Source organism: Jeotgalibacillus marinus (assembly GCF_040801915.1).
GTDB lineage: Bacteria > Bacillota > Bacilli > Bacillales > Jeotgalibacillaceae > Jeotgalibacillus > Jeotgalibacillus marinus.
Window position 1 is genome coordinate 1 of sequence record NZ_JBFMIA010000168.1, and the last position, 269, is coordinate 269.

Sequence of the window (269 nt, forward strand, 5' to 3'; positions counted from 1 at the left end):
CCCTCCTCCTCCTCTTTCTTCTTCTTTCTTTCCCCCCTCTTTCCTTTTCCCCTCTTCTCCCCCCCTTTTTCCTCCCTCTCTCCCTCCCTCTCCTTTTTCCCCTTTTCTCCCTTCTCTTCCCCCCCTCCTTTCCTTCTTTTCCCCCCCCCCTTTCCCCCTCCCTTCCCCTTCTTCCCCCTTTTCCCTTTTCTTTCTCCTCCCCTCCCTCCCCCTTCCCCCTCTCCCCCCTTCCTCTCTTTCTTCTTCCCCCTTTCCCCTCCTTTTCCCCT

Annotated in this window: 1 protein-coding gene; it reads right to left on the reverse strand. The window is 57.2% G+C overall.

Annotation, left to right across the window (positions count from 1 at the left end):
• Positions 1-269 (reverse strand): hypothetical protein (locus AB1471_RS18965; RefSeq protein WP_367780987.1); only part of this gene is annotated, 269 nt, incomplete at both ends.